This window comes from Desulfovibrio sp. SGI.102, from assembly GCF_050314315.1.
GTDB lineage: Bacteria > Desulfobacterota > Desulfovibrionia > Desulfovibrionales > Desulfovibrionaceae > Desulfovibrio.
The window spans coordinates 54,576-78,470 of sequence record NZ_JBNPNC010000005.1; the positions used below are offsets into that span (position 1 = coordinate 54,576).

At 61.2% G+C, this 23,895-nt stretch carries 29 protein-coding genes and 2 tRNA genes; 8 read left to right on the plus strand and 23 right to left on the minus strand.

The window, feature by feature from the left end; translation table 11 throughout:
* Positions 1 to 2 precede the first annotated feature (2 nt).
* From ACQRCJ_RS02435 to ACQRCJ_RS02500, 14 genes are all read right to left on the minus strand, one after another.
* The gene (locus ACQRCJ_RS02435) at positions 3 to 314 is read right to left on the minus strand and encodes a hypothetical protein (RefSeq protein WP_427799306.1); all 312 of its coding nucleotides are present in this window, start codon (positions 312 to 314) and stop codon (positions 3 to 5) included.
* A gap of 75 nt (positions 315 to 389) precedes the next feature.
* Positions 390 to 1,034 (minus strand): hypothetical protein, encoded by a 645-nt coding sequence (locus ACQRCJ_RS02440; RefSeq protein WP_427799307.1) that lies wholly within the window; start codon positions 1,032 to 1,034, stop codon positions 390 to 392.
* A 50-nt stretch (positions 1,035 to 1,084) separates the two neighbouring features.
* On the minus strand, positions 1,085 to 2,899 hold the full coding sequence (locus tag ACQRCJ_RS02445) for a hypothetical protein (RefSeq protein WP_427799308.1): 1,815 nt from the start codon (positions 2,897 to 2,899) through the stop codon (positions 1,085 to 1,087).
* Between the two features lie 9 nt (positions 2,900 to 2,908).
* Positions 2,909 to 3,436 carry a hypothetical protein gene (locus ACQRCJ_RS02450; RefSeq protein WP_427799309.1) on the minus strand — a complete coding sequence of 176 codons (528 nt, stop codon included), beginning with the start codon at positions 3,434 to 3,436 and terminating at the stop codon, positions 2,909 to 2,911.
* 8 nt (positions 3,437 to 3,444) lie between these two features.
* Positions 3,445 to 4,149 carry a DUF6682 family protein gene (locus ACQRCJ_RS02455; protein ID WP_304021760.1) on the minus strand — a complete coding sequence of 235 codons (705 nt, stop codon included), beginning with the start codon at positions 4,147 to 4,149 and terminating at the stop codon, positions 3,445 to 3,447.
* A 2-nt stretch (positions 4,150 to 4,151) separates the two neighbouring features.
* Positions 4,152 to 4,643: a hypothetical protein gene (locus ACQRCJ_RS02460; protein ID WP_072333319.1), complete on the minus strand. Its 492-nt coding sequence runs from the start codon at positions 4,641 to 4,643 to the stop codon at positions 4,152 to 4,154.
* Between the two features lie 10 nt (positions 4,644 to 4,653).
* A complete protein-coding gene (locus ACQRCJ_RS02465; RefSeq protein WP_427799310.1) occupies positions 4,654 to 5,688 on the minus strand; it encodes a N4-gp56 family major capsid protein in 1,035 nt (344 codons plus the stop codon).
* A gap of 9 nt (positions 5,689 to 5,697) precedes the next feature.
* Positions 5,698 to 6,591, minus strand: a complete 894-nt coding sequence (locus tag ACQRCJ_RS02470; protein ID WP_072333313.1) for a hypothetical protein — start codon at positions 6,589 to 6,591, stop codon at positions 5,698 to 5,700.
* A gap of 15 nt (positions 6,592 to 6,606) precedes the next feature.
* The gene (locus ACQRCJ_RS02475) at positions 6,607 to 6,837 is read right to left on the minus strand and encodes a hypothetical protein (protein WP_304021766.1); all 231 of its coding nucleotides are present in this window, start codon (positions 6,835 to 6,837) and stop codon (positions 6,607 to 6,609) included.
* On the minus strand, positions 6,834 to 8,969 hold the full coding sequence (locus ACQRCJ_RS02480; RefSeq protein ID WP_427799311.1) for a hypothetical protein: 2,136 nt from the start codon (positions 8,967 to 8,969) through the stop codon (positions 6,834 to 6,836). The genes ACQRCJ_RS02475 and ACQRCJ_RS02480 overlap by 4 nt, the downstream gene beginning before the upstream one ends.
* Positions 8,970 to 8,977: 8 nt before the next feature.
* Positions 8,978 to 9,442 (minus strand): hypothetical protein, encoded by a 465-nt coding sequence (locus tag ACQRCJ_RS02485; RefSeq protein WP_304021770.1) that lies wholly within the window; start codon positions 9,440 to 9,442, stop codon positions 8,978 to 8,980.
* 51 nt (positions 9,443 to 9,493) lie between these two features.
* Complete coding sequence (locus ACQRCJ_RS02490) at positions 9,494 to 9,721, minus strand: hypothetical protein (protein WP_072333301.1); 228 nt, start codon at positions 9,719 to 9,721, stop codon at positions 9,494 to 9,496.
* 1 nt (position 9,722) lies between these two features.
* Positions 9,723 to 10,004: an RNA-binding protein gene (locus tag ACQRCJ_RS02495; protein WP_072333298.1), complete on the minus strand. Its 282-nt coding sequence runs from the start codon at positions 10,002 to 10,004 to the stop codon at positions 9,723 to 9,725.
* Positions 10,005 to 10,016: 12 nt separating this feature from the next.
* On the minus strand, positions 10,017 to 10,613 hold the full coding sequence (locus tag ACQRCJ_RS02500) for a glycoside hydrolase family 108 protein (protein WP_304021773.1): 597 nt from the start codon (positions 10,611 to 10,613) through the stop codon (positions 10,017 to 10,019).
* Between the two features lie 158 nt (positions 10,614 to 10,771).
* On the opposite strand from ACQRCJ_RS02500, the gene ACQRCJ_RS02505 reads away from it, so the two are divergent.
* Positions 10,772 to 11,077 carry a HigA family addiction module antitoxin gene (locus ACQRCJ_RS02505; protein WP_304021775.1) on the plus strand — a complete coding sequence of 102 codons (306 nt, stop codon included), beginning with the start codon at positions 10,772 to 10,774 and terminating at the stop codon, positions 11,075 to 11,077.
* 189 nt (positions 11,078 to 11,266) lie between these two features.
* Here the strand turns inward: ACQRCJ_RS02505 and ACQRCJ_RS02510 are convergent, their stop codons facing one another.
* From ACQRCJ_RS02510 to ACQRCJ_RS02550, 9 genes are all read right to left on the minus strand, one after another.
* Positions 11,267 to 11,926 carry a hypothetical protein gene (locus ACQRCJ_RS02510; RefSeq protein WP_304021778.1) on the minus strand — a complete coding sequence of 220 codons (660 nt, stop codon included), beginning with the start codon at positions 11,924 to 11,926 and terminating at the stop codon, positions 11,267 to 11,269.
* Between the two features lies 1 nt (position 11,927).
* Positions 11,928 to 13,385 (minus strand): phage terminase large subunit, encoded by a 1,458-nt coding sequence (terL, locus tag ACQRCJ_RS02515; protein ID WP_427799312.1) that lies wholly within the window; start codon positions 13,383 to 13,385, stop codon positions 11,928 to 11,930.
* A 4-nt stretch (positions 13,386 to 13,389) separates the two neighbouring features.
* Positions 13,390 to 13,938: a hypothetical protein gene (locus tag ACQRCJ_RS02520; RefSeq protein ID WP_427799313.1), complete on the minus strand. Its 549-nt coding sequence runs from the start codon at positions 13,936 to 13,938 to the stop codon at positions 13,390 to 13,392.
* Positions 13,938 to 14,174, minus strand: a complete 237-nt coding sequence (locus tag ACQRCJ_RS02525; RefSeq protein WP_427799314.1) for a hypothetical protein — start codon at positions 14,172 to 14,174, stop codon at positions 13,938 to 13,940. Before ACQRCJ_RS02525 ends, ACQRCJ_RS02520 begins: the two co-directional genes overlap by 1 nt.
* Before the next feature lie 247 nt (positions 14,175 to 14,421).
* Positions 14,422 to 15,030, minus strand: a complete 609-nt coding sequence (locus tag ACQRCJ_RS02530) for a hypothetical protein (RefSeq protein ID WP_427799315.1) — start codon at positions 15,028 to 15,030, stop codon at positions 14,422 to 14,424.
* Positions 15,027 to 16,091, minus strand: coding sequence for a hypothetical protein (locus tag ACQRCJ_RS02535; RefSeq protein WP_427799316.1), 1,065 nt, complete (start codon positions 16,089 to 16,091; stop codon positions 15,027 to 15,029). Before ACQRCJ_RS02535 ends, ACQRCJ_RS02530 begins: the two co-directional genes overlap by 4 nt.
* 2 nt (positions 16,092 to 16,093) lie before the next feature.
* Positions 16,094 to 16,339, minus strand: coding sequence for a hypothetical protein (locus ACQRCJ_RS02540; RefSeq protein WP_427799317.1), 246 nt, complete (start codon positions 16,337 to 16,339; stop codon positions 16,094 to 16,096).
* An 11-nt stretch (positions 16,340 to 16,350) separates the two neighbouring features.
* The gene (locus ACQRCJ_RS02545) at positions 16,351 to 16,884 is read right to left on the minus strand and encodes a phage regulatory CII family protein (RefSeq protein ID WP_297137277.1); all 534 of its coding nucleotides are present in this window, start codon (positions 16,882 to 16,884) and stop codon (positions 16,351 to 16,353) included.
* A gap of 96 nt (positions 16,885 to 16,980) precedes the next feature.
* Positions 16,981 to 17,772 (minus strand): phage antirepressor KilAC domain-containing protein, encoded by a 792-nt coding sequence (locus ACQRCJ_RS02550; RefSeq protein ID WP_427799318.1) that lies wholly within the window; start codon positions 17,770 to 17,772, stop codon positions 16,981 to 16,983.
* Positions 17,773 to 18,106: 334 nt separating this feature from the next.
* On the opposite strand from ACQRCJ_RS02550, the gene ACQRCJ_RS02555 reads away from it, so the two are divergent.
* The 7 genes from ACQRCJ_RS02555 to ACQRCJ_RS02585 all read left to right on the plus strand — a co-directional run bounded on the left by ACQRCJ_RS02555 (position 18,107) and on the right by ACQRCJ_RS02585 (position 23,701).
* The gene (locus ACQRCJ_RS02555; RefSeq protein ID WP_304021798.1) at positions 18,107 to 18,805 is read left to right on the plus strand and encodes a S24 family peptidase; all 699 of its coding nucleotides are present in this window, start codon (positions 18,107 to 18,109) and stop codon (positions 18,803 to 18,805) included.
* Between the two features lie 54 nt (positions 18,806 to 18,859).
* Positions 18,860 to 19,744, plus strand: a complete 885-nt coding sequence (locus ACQRCJ_RS02560) for a GIY-YIG nuclease family protein (protein WP_427799319.1) — start codon at positions 18,860 to 18,862, stop codon at positions 19,742 to 19,744.
* Between the two features lie 834 nt (positions 19,745 to 20,578).
* Positions 20,579 to 20,749, plus strand: a complete 171-nt coding sequence (locus tag ACQRCJ_RS02565) for a hypothetical protein (RefSeq protein ID WP_297139143.1) — start codon at positions 20,579 to 20,581, stop codon at positions 20,747 to 20,749.
* An 873-nt stretch (positions 20,750 to 21,622) separates the two neighbouring features.
* A complete protein-coding gene (locus ACQRCJ_RS02570; protein ID WP_300644946.1) occupies positions 21,623 to 21,910 on the plus strand; it encodes a hypothetical protein in 288 nt (95 codons plus the stop codon).
* Between the two features lie 582 nt (positions 21,911 to 22,492).
* Positions 22,493 to 22,566 (plus strand) — tRNA-Ala (locus tag ACQRCJ_RS02575).
* A gap of 28 nt (positions 22,567 to 22,594) precedes the next feature.
* Positions 22,595 to 22,684 (plus strand) — tRNA-Ser (locus tag ACQRCJ_RS02580).
* 372 nt (positions 22,685 to 23,056) lie between these two features.
* Entirely contained in the window at positions 23,057 to 23,701 is a 645-nt protein-coding gene (locus tag ACQRCJ_RS02585) for a hypothetical protein (protein ID WP_427799320.1), read from the plus strand.
* Positions 23,702 to 23,895 lie beyond the last annotated feature (194 nt).

Sequence of the window (23,895 nt, forward strand, 5' to 3'; positions counted from 1 at the left end):
GTTTACTCCTGCGCGGTACCGGCCGCGTCGTAGCCGTGTTCAGTCGCCCACAGTTCCAGCTGGGTCAGCCTGTCCGATGTGCGTATCTGCTCCGTCTGAAGGCTACTCAGCAAAGCCTGCAGCTCTGTATGCGTGTGCCCTTCCTTGCTCAGGCTGGGCCACGCTTCCAGCAGGCTCTGCCCGCCCGGCACGCGCACGCTGTGGGCCGTGGTTTGTGGCGCCAGCATGACAGTTGTCCCCGCCGGAATGGTCACTCCCCCGACAACAAGGGGATTCTCCAGGGTGACGAACATGTACTGTGCCAAAATTTTCATGCTTTCCGGCATGATGCCTCCATAACAGGGCAGGGGAGCTCCCGCTCCTCCTGCCCCTTGCTACGTGCGTCAGGCCTACACGCCGGGCACGGTATAGTCTTCCACCACTACACGCAGCTTGCCGGTGTAGGCGGTGGCGTTTTCGATGCTGTTCCCGAAGGCGATGCCGGTCTCACCGGTCAGCTCCTTGCCGTTGAAGACCAGGTTGCCGCTGCCGGCCTTGCTGATGGCATCCAGCACGTCCTTGTTGGCATGGCTGTGTTTGACCGCATCCAGGGCGTCGATCAGGGCCTTGAGGGCCTTGCCCTGCTCGGCGGAAAGCACCTTGTCCGCGCCGCCCGTGGTCAGGTCATTGACGATCTCGCTCTTCTTCACATGATCGGCCACCAGGGCGTCGATGCTGTCCTTGTTCTCGTTGATGGCATTGACCAGTTCGGACAGGCGGTCGATGGTGCCGTCGTCGGGCTCGCCGGTCAGGAAGTTGTTGACCGTGGTGGAAAGGCTGGACAGGCTGCTCTGCAGGGTAGCGATGTCGCCGGTTTTCACCGCTTCGATGGCCGTATCGATCTGGCCCTGGATGCTTTCCGTGCTGGGCGCAGCGGCCAGGTACTCGGCAAGGGTCTTGCCGGAGGTCTTGTCGAACACGTCCTCGCTCTTGATGCTCGCAGCGTTGCCTTCGGCGTCGAAGAAGCGGAACAGTTTCTTGGTGGTTTCAGCCATGGGTAGTCTCCTGTGTTGGGTTAGGGGTGGACAGGGAAGGGATACAGCCGCTACGGCGTGTATTCTTCAAATTTGGCGACCAGGGCCGCATTAGAGGGGGGCGTTGCGCCGGGTTCGACCAGGGTCACAGGGGCCACGGTCACACCGGGCGCGATCTCCACGCCTTCCGGCGGGAGTTGCGGTTCGGGCTCTATCCAGTCGGGGTCTTCCGTCACATGGTGCAGCTCCAGCTTGGTCACACGGTCGCTGAGCGTGTAAAACTGCTCGGCGAGCCCGGCCACGGCCATCTGGACGGTGTAGGAATCCTCCAGTTTTCCGGCAAAGCCTTCCGCCCTGGCTGCGGCATCCTCTGCGCTGTCGCGGGCTTTTTCCGCCCTGTCGGCGCGGACGTTGGCATAGTTGGCCTGCCGTGCGGATTCCGTGGCGCTGTCCTTCGCCTGCGCGGTGCTTTGCGCTGCGGCTGTGGCGTGTCCTTCCGCCTCGGCGGTGGCACGCTCCACGGCTTCTGTCACCACCTGCGGCGTGAGCAGATCCACGGCGGCATCCAGAATGGACTGGTTCACATCGGCGGCGATCTTTTCAACGTCTGCCCGCTCTGCCTTCACAGCCTGCAAATCACTGGCGGCCGCCTGCTGTGCGGCAATGGCGTGTTCCGCTGCCAGATTGGCGTCGTCGGCACTGGCATCAGCGGCCTGGGCAGCCTTCTGGGCAGCCAGGGCGGACCCTGCGGCCTGGTCGGCGCTCTTTTGTGCGGAATCCGCGGCAGCTTCTGCCCGCTGGGCGTCGGCATTGGCACAGGCAGCAGATGTTTCTGCCTTCTGCGCGGCATCCAGGGCATCGTCGCGGTAGCGTTCGAGGCCCTGGGCGGCATTTTCGGCCCGTTCGGCGCACTGGCAGGCCTTGGTAGCCGAATTCGCCGCAGCAGCCGCAGAACAGGAAGATTTCTTGGCTGCGCTCTCCGCCCGCTCCACGAGGTTGAGGACATCCTCCTCGTATTCGGCAGCGATCTCGCGCAGTTCTTCCAGGGCGTTGTCCCTGGCATCCGTGATGTCGTGGACAGCGTTCTGGCCGGCATTGGTGATGCTGGCGATGGCTGTCCCCTGGGCATCACTGACGGCCCGGCTCATATCATCCAGGACTTCGCTGCTGCGTCGTTCGATGGCCTCAAGGGCAACAGCTTCTTGTCCCCGGATGCAGCGCGTGGCATCGGCCACTAGGCGGCCGGCGGTCTCTTCCACCCGCTGCGTCACAGAGGTCTCGAAGTCGCTGATGCTGTCTTCCACGCTGTCCACGAGCCTCTGTGCCCTGTCCGCCTGTGCGTTGGCGTTGCCTTCCGCAGCCTGTGCGGCCGTCTTGGCGGCCTCGGCCTGCTGCACGCTGGCCGTTACCTGTGCCAGGGTCGATGCCGCGGCCTCGGCCTGATCCCGCGCCGCCTCAGCGCTGCCGGCCGCTTGCGCGGCATAACCGGCCACTTCCTCCGGCAGCAGGGATCCCGCCGGCAGCGGCTCGCGCGGGGCCAGGTCCATGATGTCCATGAGGTTGCAGTCCGCATTGGGCACAAAGACCTTGGCGCGGATGGTCCGCATGGGAGCTGTGGCGGGGACGCTGCCGCACACACCGGCCCCGGATGCCGGAAAGCTGATATGCACGTCATAGACGCTGCCTTCGTAGCCAAGGGCATTGGGAAAAACGCGCAGCACACAGCGTCCGGTCTTGTCCGTCGTTCCCGTGACTTCACGGGGGACCACAAGGCCCTGGTACTTGTCAGGGCTGCACAGCCGCATCCTGACCACGGCGCCGGCACAGGCATGCCCCTGCTGGTCGTTGATCTGTGCTGTGACGTTGACGAGAGGCAGGTTGCTCATGACGATCTCCTACCGGGACATGGCCCGGATACGCGCCCGCGCCACACCTTCGTTGTATTGTTCCAGTGCCACCTGAGCTCCGGCAGCATCCGTCCAGGTGACATTCTGGCCGGACATGGCCTTGAGGCGTGCCAGCGCACCATAGGCAAGTACGTCGCCCCAGGCTTCGATGAGCTGTTCGGGCAACCGTTCTGACAGGCGGGACGGACACAGGGCCGCATCCACCACGACACTGCATTCCCGCGGCAGGACCGTCCGCAGGCAGAGGCTGTTTCCTTCGGCCCGGTAGTCGTCCGGCAGCAGCCTGTTGCCGTCCAGCCAGACGCCAAGAATCATGACCAGCCGGCTGCCAGTGGGCAGTGAAAGCGGGATATCCGCTTCTCCCTGCAATCCTGTTTCTTCCAGGCGTTCTCGCCAGACAGCGGCTTGCTCGCAGAAATGCTTGGCCACAGCCTGCAGGGCATCCAGCACCATGCCGCGCGGGCAGGGGAGCACCTGCGGCAGGACCTGGCGCACGAGGATGTCCAGAGATTCCATGTGTACCATTACGCTCCTCCCACGCTGCTTTTGGCTTTGGGCCAGACGCTGTCCACCTGCGTTTTGACGCCCAGCAGGGCATTGAACTGCTGCATGTGGTAGCTGGCCTTGGTCGCATTGCTGCTTTCATTGTCCCCGGACAGAACGGAGGCCAGCATGTGGTGCACAAGGGCCTGGGCATAGTCATCAGCCACTCCCAGGGGTTGGTCCGGCGTCTGGATAGCCGTCGGCGCCGCGTAGTAGGTGGCTTCCACATACACATCGGCATCGTCCGGGACAGGCGGGCACACGTAGTACACCTGGCTGTTGCTGGTCCGGTCGTAAGCAAAGTTCTCCACCCGGCAGTCAGGTCGCACGCTGTCGGCCCAGGCCATGAGCACGTCGGGCTGCGCGGAAACGATGGATGCCCCGGGGTGTTCGCCGTCCATGCCCATGTTCCGCACAAGTCCGCAAAATCCCGCGGCATCGCGGCTGGCGCCGTGCCGCCTGCGAGAAGGGATATGCTGCAACATGCCTGGCTCCAGGCGGATGACCTCCGTCACGGCACAGCAGTCGGGGCGTTGCAGGGCCACAGCCCGCAGGGCGGCATTGAGAAAGTCGAGCAGGCCGATGCGGCCCTCTTCGGCTTCCCATGGCCAGCGGGCGGCCATGCCCGGCTCAAGGTCCTGCAACGCACCCGACACCAGGCGGAGGACGTCAGCCGCCAGCAGCATGGCTAGGCGTCCTCCGCCTGGTCGTTCTCCGTCGGTGTCTCGACAGAAAACGAGAAGCGGTTGACATGGCGGAATACGGTCCTTTCCTGGCCGTTGGGGTCGCGTTTCACCTGCGGTACTTCCATGATGGCCAGCTTCAGCGCTTCGGCAACGGCCCTGGGGACCAGCACAGGCTCATCACGGTTGATGCGGTAGGCATAGCCGTTCACAGAGACCATCACCGGCGTGGAATCGTTGGGCTCGCTGTTGATGGTCAGCAGCACCTTTTCCTGCTGCCTGAGCTGGTGCATGGCCCGCTTTTCTTCCATGGCGGCCTGCATGGCGGCTGTTTTGCGCAGCGTCTTCACTTCTTGCGCAGCGGCCTTCTGTTCCTCCTCGGCTTTCTGCAGGGCCTGACGGGCCTCCGCAGTCTCTGCCCTGGCCGCCTCCAGTTCGGTGCGCAGCTTCTGCACATCATCGGAAGGGGTTTGGTCCTGAGTCTTGTTTTCAGCCATGATCGCCCTCCTACAGGCGGGTGACGGCCACTTCCACACGGGCCATCCACATGTCGTAAAGGATCTCGGCCGTGCGGTAGGCCTTCCAGCCCAGGCTGCCACGCTGGCCCAGCGGGTCACCACCACGCGGGGTGTTGGGGTTCAGCGCCATGATATTCACAGGGGCCGCCCCTCTGGCCCGCTGGGCGGCAAAGGGCGTCACACCAAAGGCATTCTTGCCCAGGTAGAGGATGGGGTAGACATCGGCGCAGGCGCCTTCATTGCTTTCCACTTCCATCCCGCCTGCGGGAGCAGCACCGGCATCCAGCCACGGTTCCATGAGGTTGGTGGTCACATAGCGCACGTTCTCAACGGAGCCGACTTCCCCTTCCATGGGCTTGTACGAGCCGTACTTTTCCACGGGCACAAAGCCGGGCATGTTGCGGATGTCGGCTTCCACGTCCGTGTGGCAGACAGCCACATAGGATGGGGCAATGGAAAAGGTGGAGAAGTTGGCGCTGGCAGCCACCACATCGGTGATGGTGCGGGCTTCCTGCCGCTTGAGGGCGCGTGTCACACGGCGCTGTAAGGTCAGGGTCAGCGGCTCGTTTACGCCATCGCGGGTCGTTGCCTGGATGCCGCCCGTCTTGCCGGAGAAAAACACGTTGGTGCCGGCCAGCAGCTTGTTGGTCACCACTCGTTCCAGCATGATGGCGGACTGCTCTCCCAGGATGTCGGAGAACTCGACCCAGATGGGGTCTTCGATGGTGTCCGACAGCACGTCGGTGATCTCGATGTAGTCGCCGTACTGCTGGAGACGCGACACCACGTCGCGGAAAGTGGGTTTGGAAGCCGCTGGCGTCACGCCTTCCACAAGGGCCTTGGGGATGTTGTCCAGGGGCAGATAGCCGCGGAACTTGATCTCGTTGCCGTGATTCTTGGGGATGGGCTGCTGCTGGCCGAAGCGGGACAGCACGATAAGCGGCTGGGCACGCTTGAGCAGCTCACCGCAGACGAAGCCCGCAGTGCGGTAGGAAATATCCCCGGTACCGGTGATGGGCGGCATAGGTTATCCTCACTTGGACGAAAGGGAGAGGGACAGTCCGGCGTCGAAGTCGTCCTTGTCTCCGATGCCGGCCGGGGCTACGGTCCCGCCGCGTCCCGGTACCGCAAGGGCGCCCGTGGGGTCAGGCCTGCGGGCGTTGCGCTCATTCTTGAACTTGGCCAGGAGACTGCCGACTTCCTGCGGATCCTGGCTGTTGGTGAAAATGTCCATGAGCGGGGCGGCCTCCGCGTAGGGCTTGGCCTGGATCCACTGCAGGACGTCATTGCGGAAACGCATCTGGGCCGCCTGGTCTCCGCCGGTCAGCAGGGCATGGAAATCAGGGTGATCCTGCTTCATGACCTGCAGGAAGTGCTGCTGCCGGGCCGTGACAGCCTGTCGGGCCTGCTCCTGCCGCATGGTCTCACGCTCGGTGTCTTGCTGGCGGCGCATCATCACAAGGCTGGCATGGTCATAGGCAAGCTCCGCACCGTACTGCTCAAGCCTGTGACGCACGGCTTGCCCTGCCGGGCTGTCTTCCAGGGCCATCTTCGCTGCTTCGGGATCCATCTCCTGCAGACGCTCGTATTCGGCTTGCAGCTCTTCAGGCAGCTTGACCGCAGCAGGCTGTGCAGGCGCTGCCTCCGGTTCTGCCTTCTTTTCCTCTGCTGTCTGCTGGGGAGTACCGGCAGGGGACGGAGCAGGGGGCTCCTGCGGCATCGGGGCCGCTTCAGGGGCTTCAATGCCGGCAGGAACGCCTTGTGGAGCCGCTTCATGATGGGTACTTCCCCCTGCATCTTCGGGGTGCTGCGAGCTGTCCTCCGGCTGTTCATCGTCCTTCAGGGCTGCCGCAAGCCCTTCGGCGAAATGATCTTCCTCGCCCGGGATTCCCGTGGCGTCCTGCTGTTCCATGGGCTGCTGGCTCATCCTGGAACTCCTTGGTTAGTGTTGGTTACGGGTGAGAGCATCGAGGATTTCACGCGCCATTTGCGCTCGTCCCTGCGCTCGAAAAATGGCAATGCTGTCCGTGACGGATTCCAGTTCCTCACGCGCTTCACTCAGTTTGGCCTGCATGAGGGTGCATACGGCATATTCACTGGCGGCCCCGGCCTGGCGGATGTCTCGCAGAGACTTCCGGATCAGCTCCCGCGTCGTCTGGGGCGTTTCACTCATGGCGCCACCCCCTGTGCGGTTGCTCCCGGAGCGCCTTGATGACCGGTCTGATGAGGTCCAAGCTGGGCCAGCAGAATGATCATCTGGCGCTGTATTTCTTCCGGCGGCAGCCCCTGCTTCTGCAATTCCTGCGTCAGGGCCTGCACGTTGGCCCGGGCAGTGGCAGCCTGCATTTCCTGCTGGTTCCGCTGGGCTTCTTCCTTGCTGTAGAGGATGCGCTCCACAGGCAGGTCGGTCTGTTCAAAGGCCACTTCGAGCAGACCGCGTTCGTTGATGTGCGGTGAGAAGGCGGGGATCCCGAGCCACTGCATGATGCCGGGGATCTGCTGGGCCCTGACTTCCTTGGCGATGAGCGATTGCGAACCGCTGGCCACCACCTCGAAGTCACCCTTGCAGTCTTCACGCGGCGACCACTGCATGAGCCAGCGGTACATGGCGCGGATGAAGGGGCTGATGACGTTATCGTCGAACAGTTTGATGTGATCCTTGAGCAGGATGTTGCTGGCGCCCATGAGCATGGACAGGCCCGTAGCCGTTTTGCCCGCACCGCTCACGTTGCCGTCACCGGCATTGAAACGCGGCGTGCTGATCTCGTCGGCACAGTTGGCCCAGAACTGCTGCTGGGTCAGATTCTCGGAAATACAGGACGGCACGTTGACCGCCTGGAAAGCCTGGGGCATGGTCACGCCGACCTTGTCAAAACGCAGCATGCCCCGGGCCATGGCTCCCTGCAGGTCGGCAGCGTCTTCCGCGCACAGGGCCTGCATGTTGAAGGCGAGAAAGGGGCTGGAAGCCATACCGGCATTATCCTGCATGGCGCGCACGGCGGCGTTGATGCCGGCCTGCGGCGAGCGGAGCAGGGAGGCGATGCCTTCCGGCCAGAAGGTGGAGTCGTCGCGGGAATACGGGTACCAGTAGTACGGGATGTCCACGCCCTCGAGCGGGTTGACCATGGCCTTGATGACGGTGTTGTCACCGATCATCCAGACGTTGGAGCTGTAGACCCTGGCATCATCTCCTTCCGGTACGGCGGCCCCGGCGTCACGCAGCTCCTTGCCGCTCAAAAATCCCCATCGTTCCCAGACCCGGAAGCGCTTTTTGAGAGAGGCCGTCCCGGTGCTTTCGCTGTCCAGGTTGCGCAGGCTGGCTTCCCAGGTCTCCAGGGTGGCGTCCCCGTCCTCGTGCTCGCGCAGATAACGCGCTATGGCCGAGCCGTCGAAACCGGGAAACGTCCTGAGCTCCAGCACGTCCTTGTCCGTCATCAGGTGGCACTGCCACACGTAGCGCAGCTCCGAAGGCTCACGGGCATCGGGATCGGGAAAAACGTCCCAGATGGGCACGGCCTCATGGTAGGGGCGCAGTTCCTCGGCATAGACTTCTTCGGACCAGCTCATCTGTCCCGCTTCGTCTCGCGCACAGACATAGCGTTTGGTCTGGACCTTTTCGACCAGCGGCCCCTTGAGCACGCCCATGCCGTACAGGCAGGCATCGTGCACCACGCTGCGACAGTTCTGTGCCCAGGATGGACGCCGCTGTCCGTTGGCATTGCATTCCTTCAACAGGTCGTCGATGAGGGTCTCCATGCGTTTCGCACGCTCACTGGCCACGCGCTGGACATTCTCCGGCGTATTGAGCTGGGCCGTGACCTGCTCATAGGCGGCCGCCATCATCTTCTGCATGGCCAGGTTGTCGGGGATGATGTGTCGTGCCTGCAACTGCTGCATCTGGGGCATCAGGATGGCCGCCATGCCGGCATTGACGTCATCGGCCATATCAGTAGCCAGGATGTCCGGGGGCAGCATGGGGTCAGGCGTGGCGTTGATGCTCCAGTTCTTGGTGCGCTGCGGGAAGAGCAGGTCCATAAGACGGGCCACCATGGTGTTGATCTTGCTGGTGGTCAGCCGGTAGTAGACACGGGAACGCTTGCTCCCCTTCAGCGCCGCGGTAATCTCCGGCGCATAGACCCCCTTGTACTGGCGCAGGTCTTCCAGCCAGCGCAGCTCGTACAGGGTACGGGCCTTCTGGGCCTCGCCCAGCTCCTGCCCAAGCGTGACGCCCAGCACGTTGCGGTCAACGGCGGGTCGCGCTGCCGGAGCAGGAGACAGGGAAGTGGTGGGGGAAAGCATGGACATGGCGGCCTCTACTTGTCAGCGGGCAGGCATTCTTCGCCACGGAAGGGGCATTGCCCGGCGTGGCGCTTGCGTGTTTCCGGGGGCATCCCTCTCCTGATGTCGTTGATGTCGTCAGGATTCATGGGGTCCACAACGGACAGCCCCAGACGCCTGAGGAACCACAGCTTGACGGTCTCTCCTCCCATGCCCGCGGCGGTCATGGATACGGCGATCTGCACTTCCGGCGTCACACCAGGGACGACCAGGGGCAGCAAAAGCGCACAGCTCACGGCCAGGGCTGTGGTTAGAATCGCGTTGAGTAGAACCGTGACGGCCTTCTGGGCCATGGTTCTCTGTTTATATCCGCGCTTGACCTGTCTGGCTGCCGATGCCACGGCCACAGCGCCGGCAATGAGCACCAGCGGCCAAGTGCCTTTCACGACACCAATGTATTCCGCCGCGTGTTCCGCGCTGTCTTTTCCGAACTGGTTCACAGTCCATTCTCCCCCGTCACATCGTGGATCCATGTTGCCAGGTGTCCGGCATCATCGCTGTCCATCCACAGGCCCATCGTTCCGTTCAGGCTGGCCCGTTGCAGGCTGGGCAGTACCGGCAGTGCCGGTATGTCCCGGGTTGAGCTGGTCGAGCAGCACCCCGGCGCCGTCATCAGCCACACGGCGGCGAAAATCAGCAGCACTGGCCGCATCCAGCTTTTCCAGCAGATGCAGCCCCATCTGCAGCAATGCGAGGAGGATGGATGCCAGGGACTGCACATTACTTTCCTTTGACAGCCTTGACGGCGTCCTGGACTTCCGCGCTCTTGCCATCGGCCACAGCGCCCTTGTTCTGGCCAAAATGGGCGGCCATGGAGTGCACGAGGGCGTAGACGGTGGCATACAGACCGGTGGTCGCACTGGGGACAGGCATCCAGATGGTGGCCACGGCGCAGATGCCGCAGAGCGAGGTCAGCACGGAGACCACGACGGCGACCCAGGTCGCGTCGGGGTTCTGGCTGGCGAATTCGGTCAGGGCCGAAAAAACGAAACTGATGTCCATATGCTGGTCTCCTTACTTTGATTCGAGCAGGAACTTTTCCAGGGCATCGGCCCGGTTGAGCCAGCCCTCCAGGAAAACGGCCTGCGAAGGATCGTCGCGGGCCAGCCCCTCGTAGAAAGCGCGGCGCGCCCGGATGACGGCCCTGATCAGGGCGTCCGTGTCACAGGCCAGGACGGCCCGCGTCTTGGGGCCAAGGATGCCGTCCACGTCGAGTGCCACATTGCTGCCGCGTGCACAGGCGTTGAAGCCGCGCTGTGCCAGCCTGACGGACTGGGCACAGCCGCTGTTGACGGCGGCGTCATACAGGGCGCAGGCAGGCCGGAACGGCATGTCATCCAGACGCAGCCGGTCCCAGAACTCGCGCTTGAACATGGCCCGGGCCATGTCCGGCGTCACGGAACGCATGGAGGCCTTGTTGACGGGCAGGCGGAAGCCGATGCGCTGCAAAAAGTCGCGGCCCTGCTGGGTCGCGGCGATGCCCTTCACGAACTTGAGCGAGGCCCCGTAGGCCGTCAGGCCGCCATTGTCGGCAGGGTGGTCGGAAAAGCCGCCCTCCCAATGGGCGGTGAAGGCATGAGCACGGGAAAAACTGTTGTCGTTGTCAGGCATGAAAAAACGCCTCCGGTTTTGCCGGAAGCGTAGCACGGGCTTTTGCCCTGTTGGGAGCTGTAAGGGGGCTGCAGGGGGGCTGGAAGGGGGTTGACAGGTTTTTGCCACCCCGTCAATTTACTGCAAGGCAGTGAACGTAAAACAGAACGTGAGATCCCATGCGTGTCCGTACCCATCCCGGCGAGGTCCTGCTGGAAGAGTTCCTGATTCCGCTGCATATCAGCCCGCATGCGCTGGCACTGGCCCTTGGCGTCCCGCCGACGCGCATCGCGGATATCGTCCACCAGCGTCGTGGCATCAGCGCAGATACGGCGGCCCGTCTTGCCCGCTATTTCGGAACCAGCGCCTCCTTCTGGTGCAACTTGCAAAGCGCCTATGACGTCTCCGTGGTGGAATCCTCCCGGCAGGCGGAGCTTTGCCGCATCGTCCCCGATGCTTCGGCGGGAACAGTGGCGCAGGCGTGAGCTCGTCCCAGCCGCCAGTCCTGCAGGGCCGCCATTTCCGTGCTGTAGCGCATCCGTGACCCGCTGCCTTCCACGGCAATGGGAGCGCCTGCCGCCGCCCATTGTTTGACCACGCTATCGCCCACGCCAAAGGCCTCGCAGATCTCGGTCATGGATTTGAGGACCTTGGGGATATACACCACAGCCATCTCAATACCCTCCCAGGCTGTCGGCCGGTCCGCCGGGCGTTCCGTGGCCATATCCGCGCCACTCCGGCATGGGCTGCATGTCGAGGGCTTCCAGCGCCCAGCACAGGGCGCAGACGGCCGGCCACTGGATCATGGCCGCCGTCATGCTGCCCGCGGCAGCGGCCGATGCCAGTCCCGCCTCGGCAGGGACCGAGCTGGTGCTGCTGAAATGCAGGGTCTTGTTCCCCACGATCCGTGTTTGCACCAGGGAGAGGTAGTAGGGCAGCAGGCCTTCTCCTTTGCCGTGCCAGCGCAAGGGAGGCTCGGTACGCAGAGGTGGCTTGCGCTCCTCCCGCCGGCGGTCGTTCTCCACGTCGATCAGCAGGATGCGGTCATCATCCTCGGGGGTGATGATGCGCGGCGCCCCGTACTGGAACTGGAAGCGTTCCGCGGTGCGCAACAAGGCAGCCGGGTCATCGCTTCGCTGCTCCGCCAGCAGAAAAACGTGCCGCGGCGTCCCTATGCATGTGGGCCGGTGGCGCAGCTCCCCCAGCACCAGGACGCAGCCGGGCAGGGGGTGCCATGGCCAGGCCAGGGCACAGACCGTGCGGCGGTACTGCTGTCCCGTCCGATCCTGCAAATAATGTTCACCGGTGATGTAATCCGTCAGTCGTCGCAGCATGTCAGCTCCAGTCAGCACCGGCCAGCATGCCGCCGGTGGGCATAAGCAGGGTATCGATGGCATCCACCACCGTATCCACCTGGTCGTCATGGGCATGGGTCATGGCCGGCGAAAAGGCGCACAGCTCCGCGATGAGAGCGTCCGCCCATGGCTGGTCATCAGGAATGTATAGCCGCCCCCCGGCCACATAGGGCAGCACGTCATTGGCGCGGCTCACCTTGTCCCGGTTGCGCTGCACCGCGATGACGGGGATGGACGTCTGCGCCCGAAGGGTCTGTATCAGGCCGGTACCGCTGGCTTTGTCCTCGATATGGCATCCAGTGAATCGCAAAGGATTGCTGATACGGTGCGGCTTGTGCTGCTCCCAGAAGGACTTGGCCCGTTCCAGCAGGACCGGTGCCGTCCATTTCCCCCTGTCCAGGTCCAGGACATAGACGTCCCTGTCGTCCGTAGCCGCGTAGAGCAGCACGGAATAGTCGTTCTTCTCGCCTTCCTTCATGGCCGTGTCACAGAATATCCCGGCCCGCACCAATCCCTCCGGCCTGCCGCGGAAGCGCTGGATCATGTCCCGCTTGAACATGACACCGCCCAGCGAGGTAGGGCGCTGCTGGTACTGGGCCGCGAACGTGAACGGATCCTTCTCCCGCAGCTCTTGCAGGGAGGCCAGGCTCTCCTTCTCCGGCCAGTAGCTCCGCTCTTTGTCGGTGTCTTCGTCCAGTACGGCCTGGATCTCCAGATGCGTGAAGTCCAGAGCGTAATCTCCGGCCAGGGCGTGTCCCGCGGGGTCGTCTTCGTGGAGCCGCTGCATGATGAGAATGACGGGCGTATGCTCCGTGCTGGCACGACGGCTGCGTATGGTGCCCGTGATCTTGCGGTTGGCCGCCTCGCGTTTGGCATCGCTCCACACGTCGTCGGCTTTGAGCGGATCGTCGATGATGATGGCGCCGGAAAATCCTGGCCGGATGTAGCCGGCACGAAAGCCCGTCACCTGGCCGCCGGTGGACGTGGCATAGACCCCGCCAGCCGTCCTGCCGCCCACGTCGATGTTCCAGCGGCTCTTGGCACGCGTATCCGGTCTGATCCGGCGCGGCCAGAGGCTCTGGAACTCGTCCAGCTCGATGATTTCTTTCACCGTGGCCGAATTGAGGGCGGCCAGCTCCGCCGCTCCTGAGAGGTGCAGAAAGCGGCAGTGTGGCGAACGGGCGAAACACCAGGCCATGAAGTGGATCACGGCCAGTTCGGTCTTGGTCCCCCCGGGCGGCATGGTGATGAGCAGGTTGTGGATCTCGCCCCGGTACACGGCCATGAGGGCGTCCACGATCTTGGCATGATGCCAGTTGACCAGGAACGGCTGGGCCATGCGTGCACGGAACATAAGCGCCGTGAAGGTCAGCAGGTCCTGTTCACAGGCCAGGCGCAGGGCCTCTCGCTCCGCTGTGGATGCTTTGGCAAATAGCACGGGCCTACTCCTCATCCCCATCCAGGGTACCGGAAAGGACGGCCCGCACGACGGTATCAGCGGCCGGTGGAGCAGGGGGCAGAGGAGCCGCGGCAGCCTGTGCCTGGGCATGCTGCTGCACGTTGACCGTGGTATGCTGCCCCTTGTCCATCTGCGGCATCACATTACGCGCCGCGCGGGACAGCAGCTCCAGCTCCGCAGGGCTCTCCGCCGCCCTGGTCATGGCCGTGCCCTTCATGGCCACGGCCCGGGCAAAGTTCAGGGCGGCCCCTTCCGTCCGCAGGCGTTCCTGAACCACTTCCTGCAAGGTAAGCTGAAAACGCAACGGCAGCTCTTGCATTTGCGTTTCCACGGCCTGCATTTCCTTGGCAGCCGCCACCTTGCGTTCCACAAGGTCTTGCATTTTCCCTTGCGTCCAGCCTTCGGCCCTTGCACGGCGCGAGACACTGGAGGTGGCCACGCCAAAAGCCTTTGCCACTTCCCCCAGGCTCACGCCGCGGACCTCATATTCGGCACGGGCCTGCTCCCATTGTTCCGCAGACAGACGGGCCATCAGAAGACCTCAAGCATGCGCACGGGGATCTCCGTCCGCTGCGGGTCGTCGTCGCCGGGATAGACCCGGTACGTGATATAGGGCTTTTTGCCCCTGACGATGGCATGGCGCGATATCGCCAGCTCCTGCCGGTCATGGTGTGTGAAGATCTGGCAGGCCTGGTCCAGACCGCTTTTTGCCTTGTCGAGTGTGCCTTGAAGGCTCTCCTGGAGATGGACACGGACTTCAACGAACATACGGGGCTTCCTTTGTGGTTTGAGACCTCCCCCTTCAGGGGGAAAAGAGAAGTTGACAAGACGGCGGAGCCGATGAAATCCTTTTCCGTAACCCCTCCCTTCAGGGAGGGGCAATCCGCACGACCCCTATCCGTCGGCTGCGGAGTCAGTCGGCGGATGGGGCGACTGTGGATTGAAACATGCCCTCGCCCTTGTACGAACGGCCCGGGCCGGGTATGCGTGCTTTCCCGTACATGGCATTCTCCTGCTACCAGTTTTCGGCCGGGGCCGCGTCATGCCGCTCCCGCGCCGGGATATGCCGTATCCTGCGGACATCCTGCCGCATATCCACGCCCACGCGCATCTGCGGCCTTGGCGTGCCGGTATCCAGTCCCGCAGGCCACAGGCAGCCGTAGCCGCGCCAGCGGTCATAGGCCACGGGGCCGCCCTTGAAATCCGGCGGCATGATGTCCACCCCGGCCTCGCGCATGGCCTTGAGGTCCGCCGGGACCCGGCTGCCGTCGGTGGGTGTCTGGCAGTACGGGCAGGGCGCGACAAAGGTGTGCCACCTCTCCTTTTCCGGCTCCTGGGCCCAGCAGTGGAACACGGCCTGATCCTGGCAATGCGGGCAGTGCTCACGGACGATGCGGCCGGGATTCTGGCTCTTCCATGTCCCCCAGGCGTCCATGAGCGCCTTGCCCACGTTGCGGGGCAACTCGTCCCGGTTGCAGAGCTGGTCTGCCAGGAAGGGCGCCGCCTCATCAGGCACGTCGCGGACCTTCTCCCAGATCACGGCCTTCACGTCTCCCACAGGGACAGCCCGGCCGAACGTCGCGTAGACCTGCCGTAACATCCCGTCGAATTTCTCCTGCCTCATTGCGCTACCCTCCCCCAGGGCGAATTTTCCCGTGCTCGCCGTTCTGCCGCCTCCCGTGCCTCCTTCCGGGAAGCCTCCATCAGCGCCAGCAGGTCGTCGCCGCTATCCTTCTGCCCTCCGCCGCTGTCAGGCTTGAGAGCGAACAGCCCCTGCCATGAGCGTTGCACGCTCTGCTCCACGATGGCGATCTTCTGCGCCACGTCGTCCCCGGCCAGTCTGTCCAGCTCGCGCAACGACAGGCGCAGCCCCTGCCCTGTCAGAGGCTTGCGGATCTTCTGCCGCATGGCCACATAGGCCCCCAATGCCTCCCGCAGGCCGTCATCCTCCGTGTAAGCCTCGATGCCCTCGGTCAGGGCCGGGAGAGAATCAGGCCCGGAAGCGCGCTTTCGCGTCCGGCCTTCCCCCCCGTGGGGGGTAAGGGGGGTATTATTAATAGCCATAGGGGCTGGAGAAGGGGCAGGGGCAGGGCTCAAATCATCGTCGAACGGTCGTTCAACGGTCGTTAACGGTCGTTCGACGACCGTTCGAGCCTCGTTGACGACCGTTGTCTGGTCGTTGTCCGCGCCCTGAGCGTCGCCGCCGGCCCGTCGGCATCCCCTGATCATCCCGTCGATGACGGCCCAACGGTCGTTGGATGTCCGTAAGGCTTCGTAGTCCCGCTTGCTGACGCCCCGGATACCGGCGCCGACCAGCGCCTGGTATTCGTCAGGGAAGACCTTCGCCATGCGCGACAGGCGGGAGGCATCGGAGCGCGATTCACCGGCCGCGGCCCAGGCGTTGTTCTCCTGCCAGTCATGCAGGCGCAGCCCGCCTTCGTCCTCGTCCAGAAAGCCGACGCTCTTCAGCGTGGGCACGAGCGTGCCTTCCTCGCCGCACCAGTCCGCGGCCAGCTCGATGTCCTCGTCTTCCATGCCGGACAAATCGCCGTCAGGCCGCACCCGCGCCGCATAGGCCCAAAGCTGGAGCAGCGCCACGACGCCCTCGTAGCCCAGGCGCCTTCTGAGCTTCTTGGTCTTGTGGTGGGCGAAAAAATCGACGGATACGCGAAAATCGGAGTTCATCCTCACTTCCCCCAGCGCCATCTGGCGTAGCTCTCGAAGCCGTCGAACAGCTTGCGCACCGCCGGCGGGCATTCGGACTCCAGTACCCACGTTTCCGAAAATTCATCCTCAGTCAGCACCAGCACCTCTCCCGTACCCGGCAGGATGATCTGCCATCTGTGCCGGGGCAGGGGAGAGGCATAAGCAAGTTGGTACGGCATGGTCACCGTGATGGCGCGCTGGGCAGAATTGGGGAGTGACGTCTGCATGTGGTTCCCTCCTACCGTTGAAATATCTTCTTCCACCACGGGGTCGTGGCGGGCTTCTGCCGCAGGCTGAACAGCGGCTCCGCTTCTGTGATGTCGCTGGCGCTGGCCAGTTCCAGCAGCATGTCCTGGAGATGCTGGCAGTCCAGCACCACGTCCTGGAGCAGGCTGCGCAGCTCGCGGGCCCGGAAGGGTGTGATGCCGCTGCCCTCAGTATTGGCCAGCGTGCGCTGCACATCACCCAGGCTGGCAGCGGCGCGCGCCGCCGCGGTCAGCACTTCGGCCCGGCTCGTGGCCTGTTCCACCCGCTTCTTGCTGCTGATCTGGGCCTGGAGCCATTGGAGCAGCACGTCATTGTGCATGGCACGGCACAGGGCGGGGATTTTGTCCAGGCCGGGGAAGTAGTCGTCAGAATCCATGGCCAGGTAGCGGCGCACGGCGGCGGGCCTGATACCGGCTGCCGCCGCGATCTCTTCCGCCGTCATGCCGGAAACGTCCTTGGCGTGACGGATGGCCTCTGTGGCCGTCATGGTGGGATAGTCAGGCATGTTTTTTCTCGCTGTGGGCGTGCTCAAAGGGGGAATTTCCATCTATCGAAACACGGTTACATCCACAGGGCAGTCAGGCAGTCTGGCAGCATGATGCTACGCAGTTTCCGCCGCCCTTTTCCGAAACAGGTTCACAAAGTAGATCTGGCCCCGGCCCGTCACCTTGGGCGTGCGGGTGATGTGGCATTCCCCGCCGGAGCCGATGCGCGTCCCTTCCTTGATCTCCATCCAGCCCGCGTCGATGCAGCGCTGCGTGGGCATGTTCCTGGCGCTGCCGCTCTTGTGCAGGTAGCCGTGGGCGCGCAGCCAGTCGAAAAAGCGGTTCTGTCCCATCTCATAGCCCGTGGCCTGCTTGATGAGCTTGGCCATCTCGCCCACGAGGATGGAGGTCTTCGCCACTTCGATGGATTCCGCAAACACCACCTTGGGCCGGTCAGCCGCGGCCTGCGCTTCCAGCGCCTGCCGCTTTTCCCGCTCCGCCTTGAGGGTGGTAGCCAGCCGGATCAGGGTGTCCGGGTTCAGCAGCGCCTCCTCCAGCCTGGCCGGCGTCAGGTAGGCGCCGTGGCGCCGGATGCTGGGCATCACGTCCCCGGCTACCCACATCTGGTAGGGGAGGGCGGCCTCTTTGTCGGAACGGGCAAGGAAAAAGTAGAGCCCCTGCTCGGAGATGATGAGCATCTCCTGCTCGCCACCGGGGGTCATAATCCAATTACGACCCTTCCATTCATCCGGGACATGCCCGAAGAGGTTGTTGAGTTGGCGAAGGGAACTTTCCGGGTAGCCCAGCGCCCGCGCCACGTCCTTGGCCACGAACCAGGGTTCACCGTTCACATCCACGACGCGCACGGCGCCGAACTCGGCGTTCCTGAAGATCTGCACGTCACTCATACCGCCTCCTTCGCCGGGGCAGGGCTGGAACTCGTGCCGTCCTCCGGCGGCCAGAGGTCGGGACGGAGCTCGGACAGGGGGATACCCAGCCCTTGAGCGTATTTAACAGCCGATTCTGCCGAAATGAGTCTGCTCCCTTTGCAGTGCTGAAGCACTGTTGATCGGGAGCGAATAGAGCAGCGGTCGGCAATTTCCTGAAATGACAGTCCACTGACCAATCGGAAGTGTTCGATGGCATTTTTCATAGGGATATGTTCACACATGTGGACATTTAGCGCAACATATAATTCTTGCGTTTCTTGCCGTGAACGCAAGCCTAGCCTACGAAATCAAGATGGATAAATGGGAATATACCGCACAAATGGCGTGGCAGGCGATACTCTCCAAGGTTCAGACCATGAAGAGTGAGGGGAAAACGCTCCAACAAATTGCTGACATCATCGGCGTAAAAAATCGTTCCCTCATAGGCGAATGGCTCAATGGTAACAGAGAAGCTGCCAATGCTCCTTTTTCCAACTTGATGGGATACTTGGAATGCCTTGGACTCGATTACCAAGACTTTTTTCCTGCCCGGACACCAGAAATCCGCAGGGTCTCAAGCCACGCCCCGACGGAGAAGGTCCAGGGAAAAAATTTGCAGGAGCTTTCCGTCTATGATGTTGCCGGAGCTGGCCCGGCCATCGACGTTGCCGAGCTGACACCGCTCTTCTCTGTCTACGCGCCTCCCAGCTATCTGCGCCAAGCTGATTTTGCCATCCTGGTGGATGGGCACAGCATGGAGCCCTTAATCCCACATCGCTCTGTTGTGGGGGTCAAAAAGGATGCTCCCTTTGTCGCCAATGAACTCTACGCGGCGCGCATCCCCTATGAAGGGATGGTGGTCAAGCGTATCGGTGTTGATCGCCAAAAAAACGAGTTCGTGTTCAAGTCTGAAAACCCTAACAAGGAATCCTATCCCGATTTTCGCTTGGGTATCGCAGAAGCGGAACAAATCATTGTCGGGCGTGTTGTTTGGGTGATGTGGGGGTACTGATTCCTTAATGTGTTTGCGCTATTTGGCAGGCCATATAGATGAAAGGAAAACACTATGAAGGGATACGTTTACATCATCAGCAACCGGTCTATGCCGGGGATATACAAGGTTGGATATACCCTTAAAGATCCCGAGCTGCGCGCAAAAGAACTTGAATCGACAGGCGTCCCGCATCCCTTTGTTGTTGACTATGAAATACTGGTTGATGATCCATATACGTTAGAACAAAAAGTTCATAAGTCACTTTCAAAGTTTAATGAAAATAAAGAATGGTTTAATTGCGACTTTGCAACGTGCGTATCTGAAATTAGGCGGTGCTATGAAGGTAAAATATATTATGAAAGATGCCCGAAAGATGAAAGACAGAAGGAAATTGAAAAATTAAAAAGGATAGAAGAAGAGAAAAGGAAAATAGAGGTTGAAAAAGAACAAAAAAGAAGGCAACAGGAAAAGGAATCAAATGAAATATTGATTAGGAAATGGGCGAATGAAGAAGAGTATAAAACAAAAAGAAAATATATAGATAAATTAGATGCGTATATTTCGAGAAAACAAAATTTAATAGCATTAAATTGTATGTTGTGCCCTTCTGCGCTATTGCTTATTTCGCTGTTTTCTGGAGATAGGGAGTTAGCTGGAATATCTGTTATGCTTATTTTAATATTGATAATTGTGGCTTGCTTTTTGAATACTTGTTATAAAGAGAAATGGAAAAAAGAATTTTTTGATATAAATGATAATAAAATACAGGCTGACTTGTCAAAAATAAATTCTGAACTCGTTAGAAAGTTAAAAGATAATAATATGTCACATGGTATGGATGATAAAAAAATCATCCAATGTCCTGAATGTGGACAGAATCTTCGTGTTGGTTTTGCCAAACTGATTCGTGTTCATTGTCCAAAGTGTGATACTCTTTTTTATTGGAAGAATTCATAGTTATACAAAAGACTACATCGACGGCCACGGGCGTGGTTGACCAAAACGAGGATAGCCGGGAATGACCCACGGTGGTAGGTCTTCAGATGCCTCCTGCTCCCCATTGGGCTGTCCTTGGGGCAAAGATTTTTCGGGCACTCTCCATTCTTCTGGTGCTGGCCTCGTTATTCTGTTTTGCGGGTGGTCTGAAGGAGGCCTATGATCTTCTTGACCAACGGTCAGCCACAGCAGCACAAGAGACATTAGCGCCCCCCCTCCAACAAGGACAGTGCCCATTATCCAAATAGCTGTCTGAAGTCGTGAAAGTCCAGGTGATGGCATTCCTGCGCTCATAGAGCCACTCCAATATTTTTGATTTCTTTGTCCCGCCCTCCCGGCGGGATTTTTTATATCCTATTTGTTTCTTATGGTGAACATTTTTTCTTGACTAGGTTCACATATGTGAACATAATAACCTCACGCACACCGGGAAAGGCCGGGAACACGGGCCACGGCCCAGAGTACCACAAGCCTTCCCCGGTGGACGTTCCCCACAAGTACCGAGCTCGGCAAGCCGCAAGCCTTTGGGAGCGGGAAAGCACGCGACGGCAGGGAAGGGGAAACGAGGTTGGCCCGGGAGAAGGGGCCCCCGCAAGAATGGCCGTGTGCGACACGGCAGGCCGAAAGGCGGCGGGCGGTGGCGACGAGAGCGCCGCACGGGTGGACGCCAGTTGCGAGCAGCCCGTGAAACCAAGACGCTTTCTGACTTCACACCAGCCTGGAACCATCCGGGCTGGAAATGAGGCCGGAAAATGTGGACGAATCCCCGGCAAGCGGGTACTGTGGAGGCAAGGGATGGATATGAAAAAGCGAATTTTGACATACCTCCAGTTCTCACTTCAAGGAACTGGCGTTGCCGCACTGGGCACCCTGAATATCTATGAGCCCAAGGCGGAAACATTGATTTTCGGCGGGGTCTGTATCATCTGCGGGCTCATTATCGCCATCGTCAACAAGGAGGCGTGAGCATGAGCATCATGACAGCAGCGACGATTTTCGTGGTTGTGCTGACCATCGGTGGCGTAGTCTACGCCCTCTATGGCAAGTAGCTGTTCCACCTCTAACTTTTCCCAAGGCCCTCGTTCACCGGGGGCCTTTTTTGTTGCCGGTGTGGCAGGTTTCGCGCCCTGGTCCAAACGCCGTCCAAGCGCGACCGCATCCTATGCGGCATCCCTCCCCCTGATCCGGCCACGGACGGCAGGAGCTGCCTGCACGGGCATGGTCGGCGGGTTCGTCGGGGCTGGTTGTCAAAGAGCGAAGCGGTGGCATTTGTCACCGGTTGAGGTTCGGTTCCGGGGCCCCAGCCGGTTACACCCTGTAACCAGTTGAATCCCAGCTATTGAATAATCCTCAACAACTCCACAGATGCCCCAGTGGCTCCCGGGTGGTGAGCTCTGAGCGAAAGGCCCAAGCTGCCCCTTACCCATTGAGGGGCCGCTGTGACCTTCCGGCGAAGTGGTCCCGGTATGGAGCCGCCCGTCGCTTTCGGCCCCTGCCCTCACTGCATCATGGGGCAGGTCAGGAGCTTTCCGGCTGATGCGCCGCCTTCCTCGCGTCTTCTCCTGTCTCGCTGCTGCGCTTCGGGCATGGGGTCGTGGTTCCCGGTAGGATGCGGACGCCACCGTATCGAGCCGTCCATCCGCAAACGCGGCCTACTTCGCAAGGCCGCTCGCGCCTCCGGTACATCGGGGGAGGAAGCCGCTAGCGTGGGGCAGTTTAGTGATGCCCTCTTGCAAAGAAAATCACTTAAAAAAAGTTTATTGTCAATAACTAATTTTAAGTTTATATCCTTAAGCACAAAATCCGTGCTACAAGAGGAGGAAAAAAGGAGTGCTTCAAATGCTCACAAAGGACGATATGACAGCCCTTGAGGCAGCCATACGGTCTTCCCTCTTGGCTCGGAAAAAAGAACTGTCCATGTCTGATGATGCGCTGGGGAAAATGGCCTTCGCATTTATGGCGAACCCAGCCGGAAAGGTTCAGGCTTTACTTGTCGGTCAGGGAGCAGGAGAAAAAAGGAAGCCTCAGACACTTCGCATCGGGGACGCCATGAACCTGTGTGAAGCTCTTGGGCTGCAATGGGTAGACGTAATGAGGCAGGCTGTGAAGGATATCAAGGGCAGATAAAAGGAATCCCGCAGGACGTGATTCAAAGGGGAGGTTTTCGCCTCCCCTTTTTTGTTGGAATGAAAAACTTAAAAAAAGTTTCTGTTACCCTTGACTTTACACTTAAAATAAGTGATACTGTTTTTAACGAGATGGGGAAAGCCCACCGGCTCCCCCGGCTCTTTGAAAACAGACGCGACGAAGGCCGCACAGGCAGCGGGGCAAGGTAGCTCCCCAGCCGTTGCCGCAGGCCGGAGCAGACACGGCGGAAGCGTGTGGACGGACGCCGTGAAACAAAGATCAGGATGATTTCAGATTTCACACCGCCGCGCAGCGATGGGCGGCGGGGATGGAGGCTGAAACTCCCCCCCCTGACTGGCAGCGACCACAAGACGTGGTGTTTTCCATTTTGGAAATAACCACCGGTCGTTGCCGGGACTGGGGCCGCGACGGTTTGGTTTGTGCGGAAGCCAAACAAAAGGGCTGCCATCGTGGCCGGGGCCGTCGGCACTGGGCTGGCGGCCTCAAAATTTCCGGCAGGCTTTCTGAGGTTCCCCTGCCGGGGGGCCGTCGGCATCGGGCTGGCGGCTCTTGATTTTTCACGGGGCCATAGTTCAGCGGGAGAACTCCGCCTTTGCACGGCGGCAACGTGGGTTCGAGTCCCACTGGCTCCACCATTTTCGTGACGCCACGAAATTGGTCTGCGGAGGGATGGCAGAGCGGCTGATTGCGGCGGTCTTGAAAATCGCTGAAGGTTCACGCCTTCCGGGGGTTCAAATCCCCCTCCCTCCGCCATGTGTTGCTCCACAGGGCCCGCGAACTTCGTAGGCTCACCTGGAGCAGCAGGCCAGACACCCCTTCCCCTCACTGCGTATGCCTGGGGGGTGTCATGTCACGCTGCGGGCCGCTTCCATCGGGGAGGCGGCCTTAATTTTTCCACTGCTCCCTCTCCCCGTGGAGAGCCCGGCAAAAGCCGCTGATAGCCGGGCCAGCGCGACCGAAAGGCGGCCCGCCGGGCCGTGCCCGTTACGACGAAGGAAGTTACGGGCATCGACAGCAGAGCGCAACGGGGCGGCGCTTCATTCCGTCGTCAACCCCGAACAACAGCGGCAAGTGCCCGGTGGCCTACCTTCCCGCCGGGCGTCATTTTTTCTCAAGGAGTCGTCTATGTCAGAGCGCACCTTACGAGTGCAGGCCTACACGTTCGCCTGTCTGGCAGCCATCTCGGCCATCGCCGGAGCGGCTACGAGTTTCGGATACCTCGAAATGAAAGCGGCCTATCGCGCCGAACAGGCCCGCTCCAGCGCCCTGTCTGCCCAGCTCCAGAAGGCCATGACCGCACGGGATGAGGGACAGGACGAAGATCAGGCCACTGGCAGCGGCGGAGAAACTGCGGTGGCTGCCGTAAAGACGCTCGCCATCCGCAACAACAATCCCCTCAACGTCAAGACCGTAAAGGGGAGACCGTGGTTCGGGCAGATAGCCGTGGACAAGCATGGGCACGCCGTCTTCGATACGCCGGAGCACGGTATCCGGGCCGGGGCCAATGTCCTGCTCAACTACTACGCCGTACACGGGCTGGATACGCTGGAAGGCATCCTGAGCCGCTTCTGTACCGGCAACAGGGAAGAGTATGCGACGTTCCTGTCCAGGCGCTTAGGCATCCCCCCAGACGTCAAATTCGACGTACTGGCACGGCTGCCGGAGCTGCTGCACGCCATGGCCCGCTTCGAGAGCGGGCAGGAGTGGCCCCGTGAACTGTTCACAGGCTACAGCCTCGTGGCCACGGCCTACCGCAAGGGGCAACGATGATGTCCCGTCGCCTGTGCTTCGTTTACGTCGGCAAAGCAAAATACCTGAAACAAGCCCTCGCTACGTTTCGTATGCGGGGGCTTTCCACATCCAGAAGGTGAATATCCATGTGCTACAATAGCTGCCCCTGGTTCGAGCCGTGGATAGAGCGCTGCCGCAAGCCTCGCGGTGAACGCTGCTGGGAAGAGATCCAA

Coding starts and splice junctions, on each gene's coding strand:
- ACQRCJ_RS02435 (WP_427799306.1), bottom strand. CDS start 314: ATGAAAATTTTGGCACAGTACATGTTCGTCACCCTGGAGAATCCCCTT.
- ACQRCJ_RS02440 (WP_427799307.1), bottom strand. CDS start 1,034: ATGGCTGAAACCACCAAGAAACTGTTCCGCTTCTTCGACGCCGAAGGC.
- ACQRCJ_RS02445 (WP_427799308.1), bottom strand. CDS start 2,899: ATGAGCAACCTGCCTCTCGTCAACGTCACAGCACAGATCAACGACCAG.
- ACQRCJ_RS02450 (WP_427799309.1), bottom strand. CDS start 3,436: ATGGAATCTCTGGACATCCTCGTGCGCCAGGTCCTGCCGCAGGTGCTC.
- ACQRCJ_RS02455 (WP_304021760.1), bottom strand. CDS start 4,149: ATGCTGCTGGCGGCTGACGTCCTCCGCCTGGTGTCGGGTGCGTTGCAG.
- ACQRCJ_RS02460 (WP_072333319.1), bottom strand. CDS start 4,643: ATGGCTGAAAACAAGACTCAGGACCAAACCCCTTCCGATGATGTGCAG.
- ACQRCJ_RS02465 (WP_427799310.1), bottom strand. CDS start 5,688: ATGCCGCCCATCACCGGTACCGGGGATATTTCCTACCGCACTGCGGGC.
- ACQRCJ_RS02470 (WP_072333313.1), bottom strand. CDS start 6,591: ATGAGCCAGCAGCCCATGGAACAGCAGGACGCCACGGGAATCCCGGGC.
- ACQRCJ_RS02475 (WP_304021766.1), bottom strand. CDS start 6,837: ATGAGTGAAACGCCCCAGACGACGCGGGAGCTGATCCGGAAGTCTCTG.
- ACQRCJ_RS02480 (WP_427799311.1), bottom strand. CDS start 8,969: ATGTCCATGCTTTCCCCCACCACTTCCCTGTCTCCTGCTCCGGCAGCG.
- ACQRCJ_RS02495 (WP_072333298.1), bottom strand. CDS start 10,004: ATGGACATCAGTTTCGTTTTTTCGGCCCTGACCGAATTCGCCAGCCAG.
- ACQRCJ_RS02500 (WP_304021773.1), bottom strand. CDS start 10,613: ATGCCTGACAACGACAACAGTTTTTCCCGTGCTCATGCCTTCACCGCC.
- ACQRCJ_RS02505 (WP_304021775.1), top strand. CDS start 10,772: ATGCGTGTCCGTACCCATCCCGGCGAGGTCCTGCTGGAAGAGTTCCTG.
- ACQRCJ_RS02510 (WP_304021778.1), bottom strand. CDS start 11,926: ATGCTGCGACGACTGACGGATTACATCACCGGTGAACATTATTTGCAG.
- ACQRCJ_RS02520 (WP_427799313.1), bottom strand. CDS start 13,938: ATGGCCCGTCTGTCTGCGGAACAATGGGAGCAGGCCCGTGCCGAATAT.
- ACQRCJ_RS02525 (WP_427799314.1), bottom strand. CDS start 14,174: ATGTTCGTTGAAGTCCGTGTCCATCTCCAGGAGAGCCTTCAAGGCACA.
- ACQRCJ_RS02530 (WP_427799315.1), bottom strand. CDS start 15,030: ATGAGGCAGGAGAAATTCGACGGGATGTTACGGCAGGTCTACGCGACG.
- ACQRCJ_RS02535 (WP_427799316.1), bottom strand. CDS start 16,091: ATGAACTCCGATTTTCGCGTATCCGTCGATTTTTTCGCCCACCACAAG.
- ACQRCJ_RS02540 (WP_427799317.1), bottom strand. CDS start 16,339: ATGCAGACGTCACTCCCCAATTCTGCCCAGCGCGCCATCACGGTGACC.
- ACQRCJ_RS02545 (WP_297137277.1), bottom strand. CDS start 16,884: ATGCCTGACTATCCCACCATGACGGCCACAGAGGCCATCCGTCACGCC.
- ACQRCJ_RS02550 (WP_427799318.1), bottom strand. CDS start 17,772: ATGAGTGACGTGCAGATCTTCAGGAACGCCGAGTTCGGCGCCGTGCGC.
- ACQRCJ_RS02555 (WP_304021798.1), top strand. CDS start 18,107: ATGGATAAATGGGAATATACCGCACAAATGGCGTGGCAGGCGATACTC.
- ACQRCJ_RS02560 (WP_427799319.1), top strand. CDS start 18,860: ATGAAGGGATACGTTTACATCATCAGCAACCGGTCTATGCCGGGGATA.
- ACQRCJ_RS02565 (WP_297139143.1), top strand. CDS start 20,579: ATGGATATGAAAAAGCGAATTTTGACATACCTCCAGTTCTCACTTCAA.
- ACQRCJ_RS02570 (WP_300644946.1), top strand. CDS start 21,623: ATGCTCACAAAGGACGATATGACAGCCCTTGAGGCAGCCATACGGTCT.
- ACQRCJ_RS02585 (WP_427799320.1), top strand. CDS start 23,057: ATGTCAGAGCGCACCTTACGAGTGCAGGCCTACACGTTCGCCTGTCTG.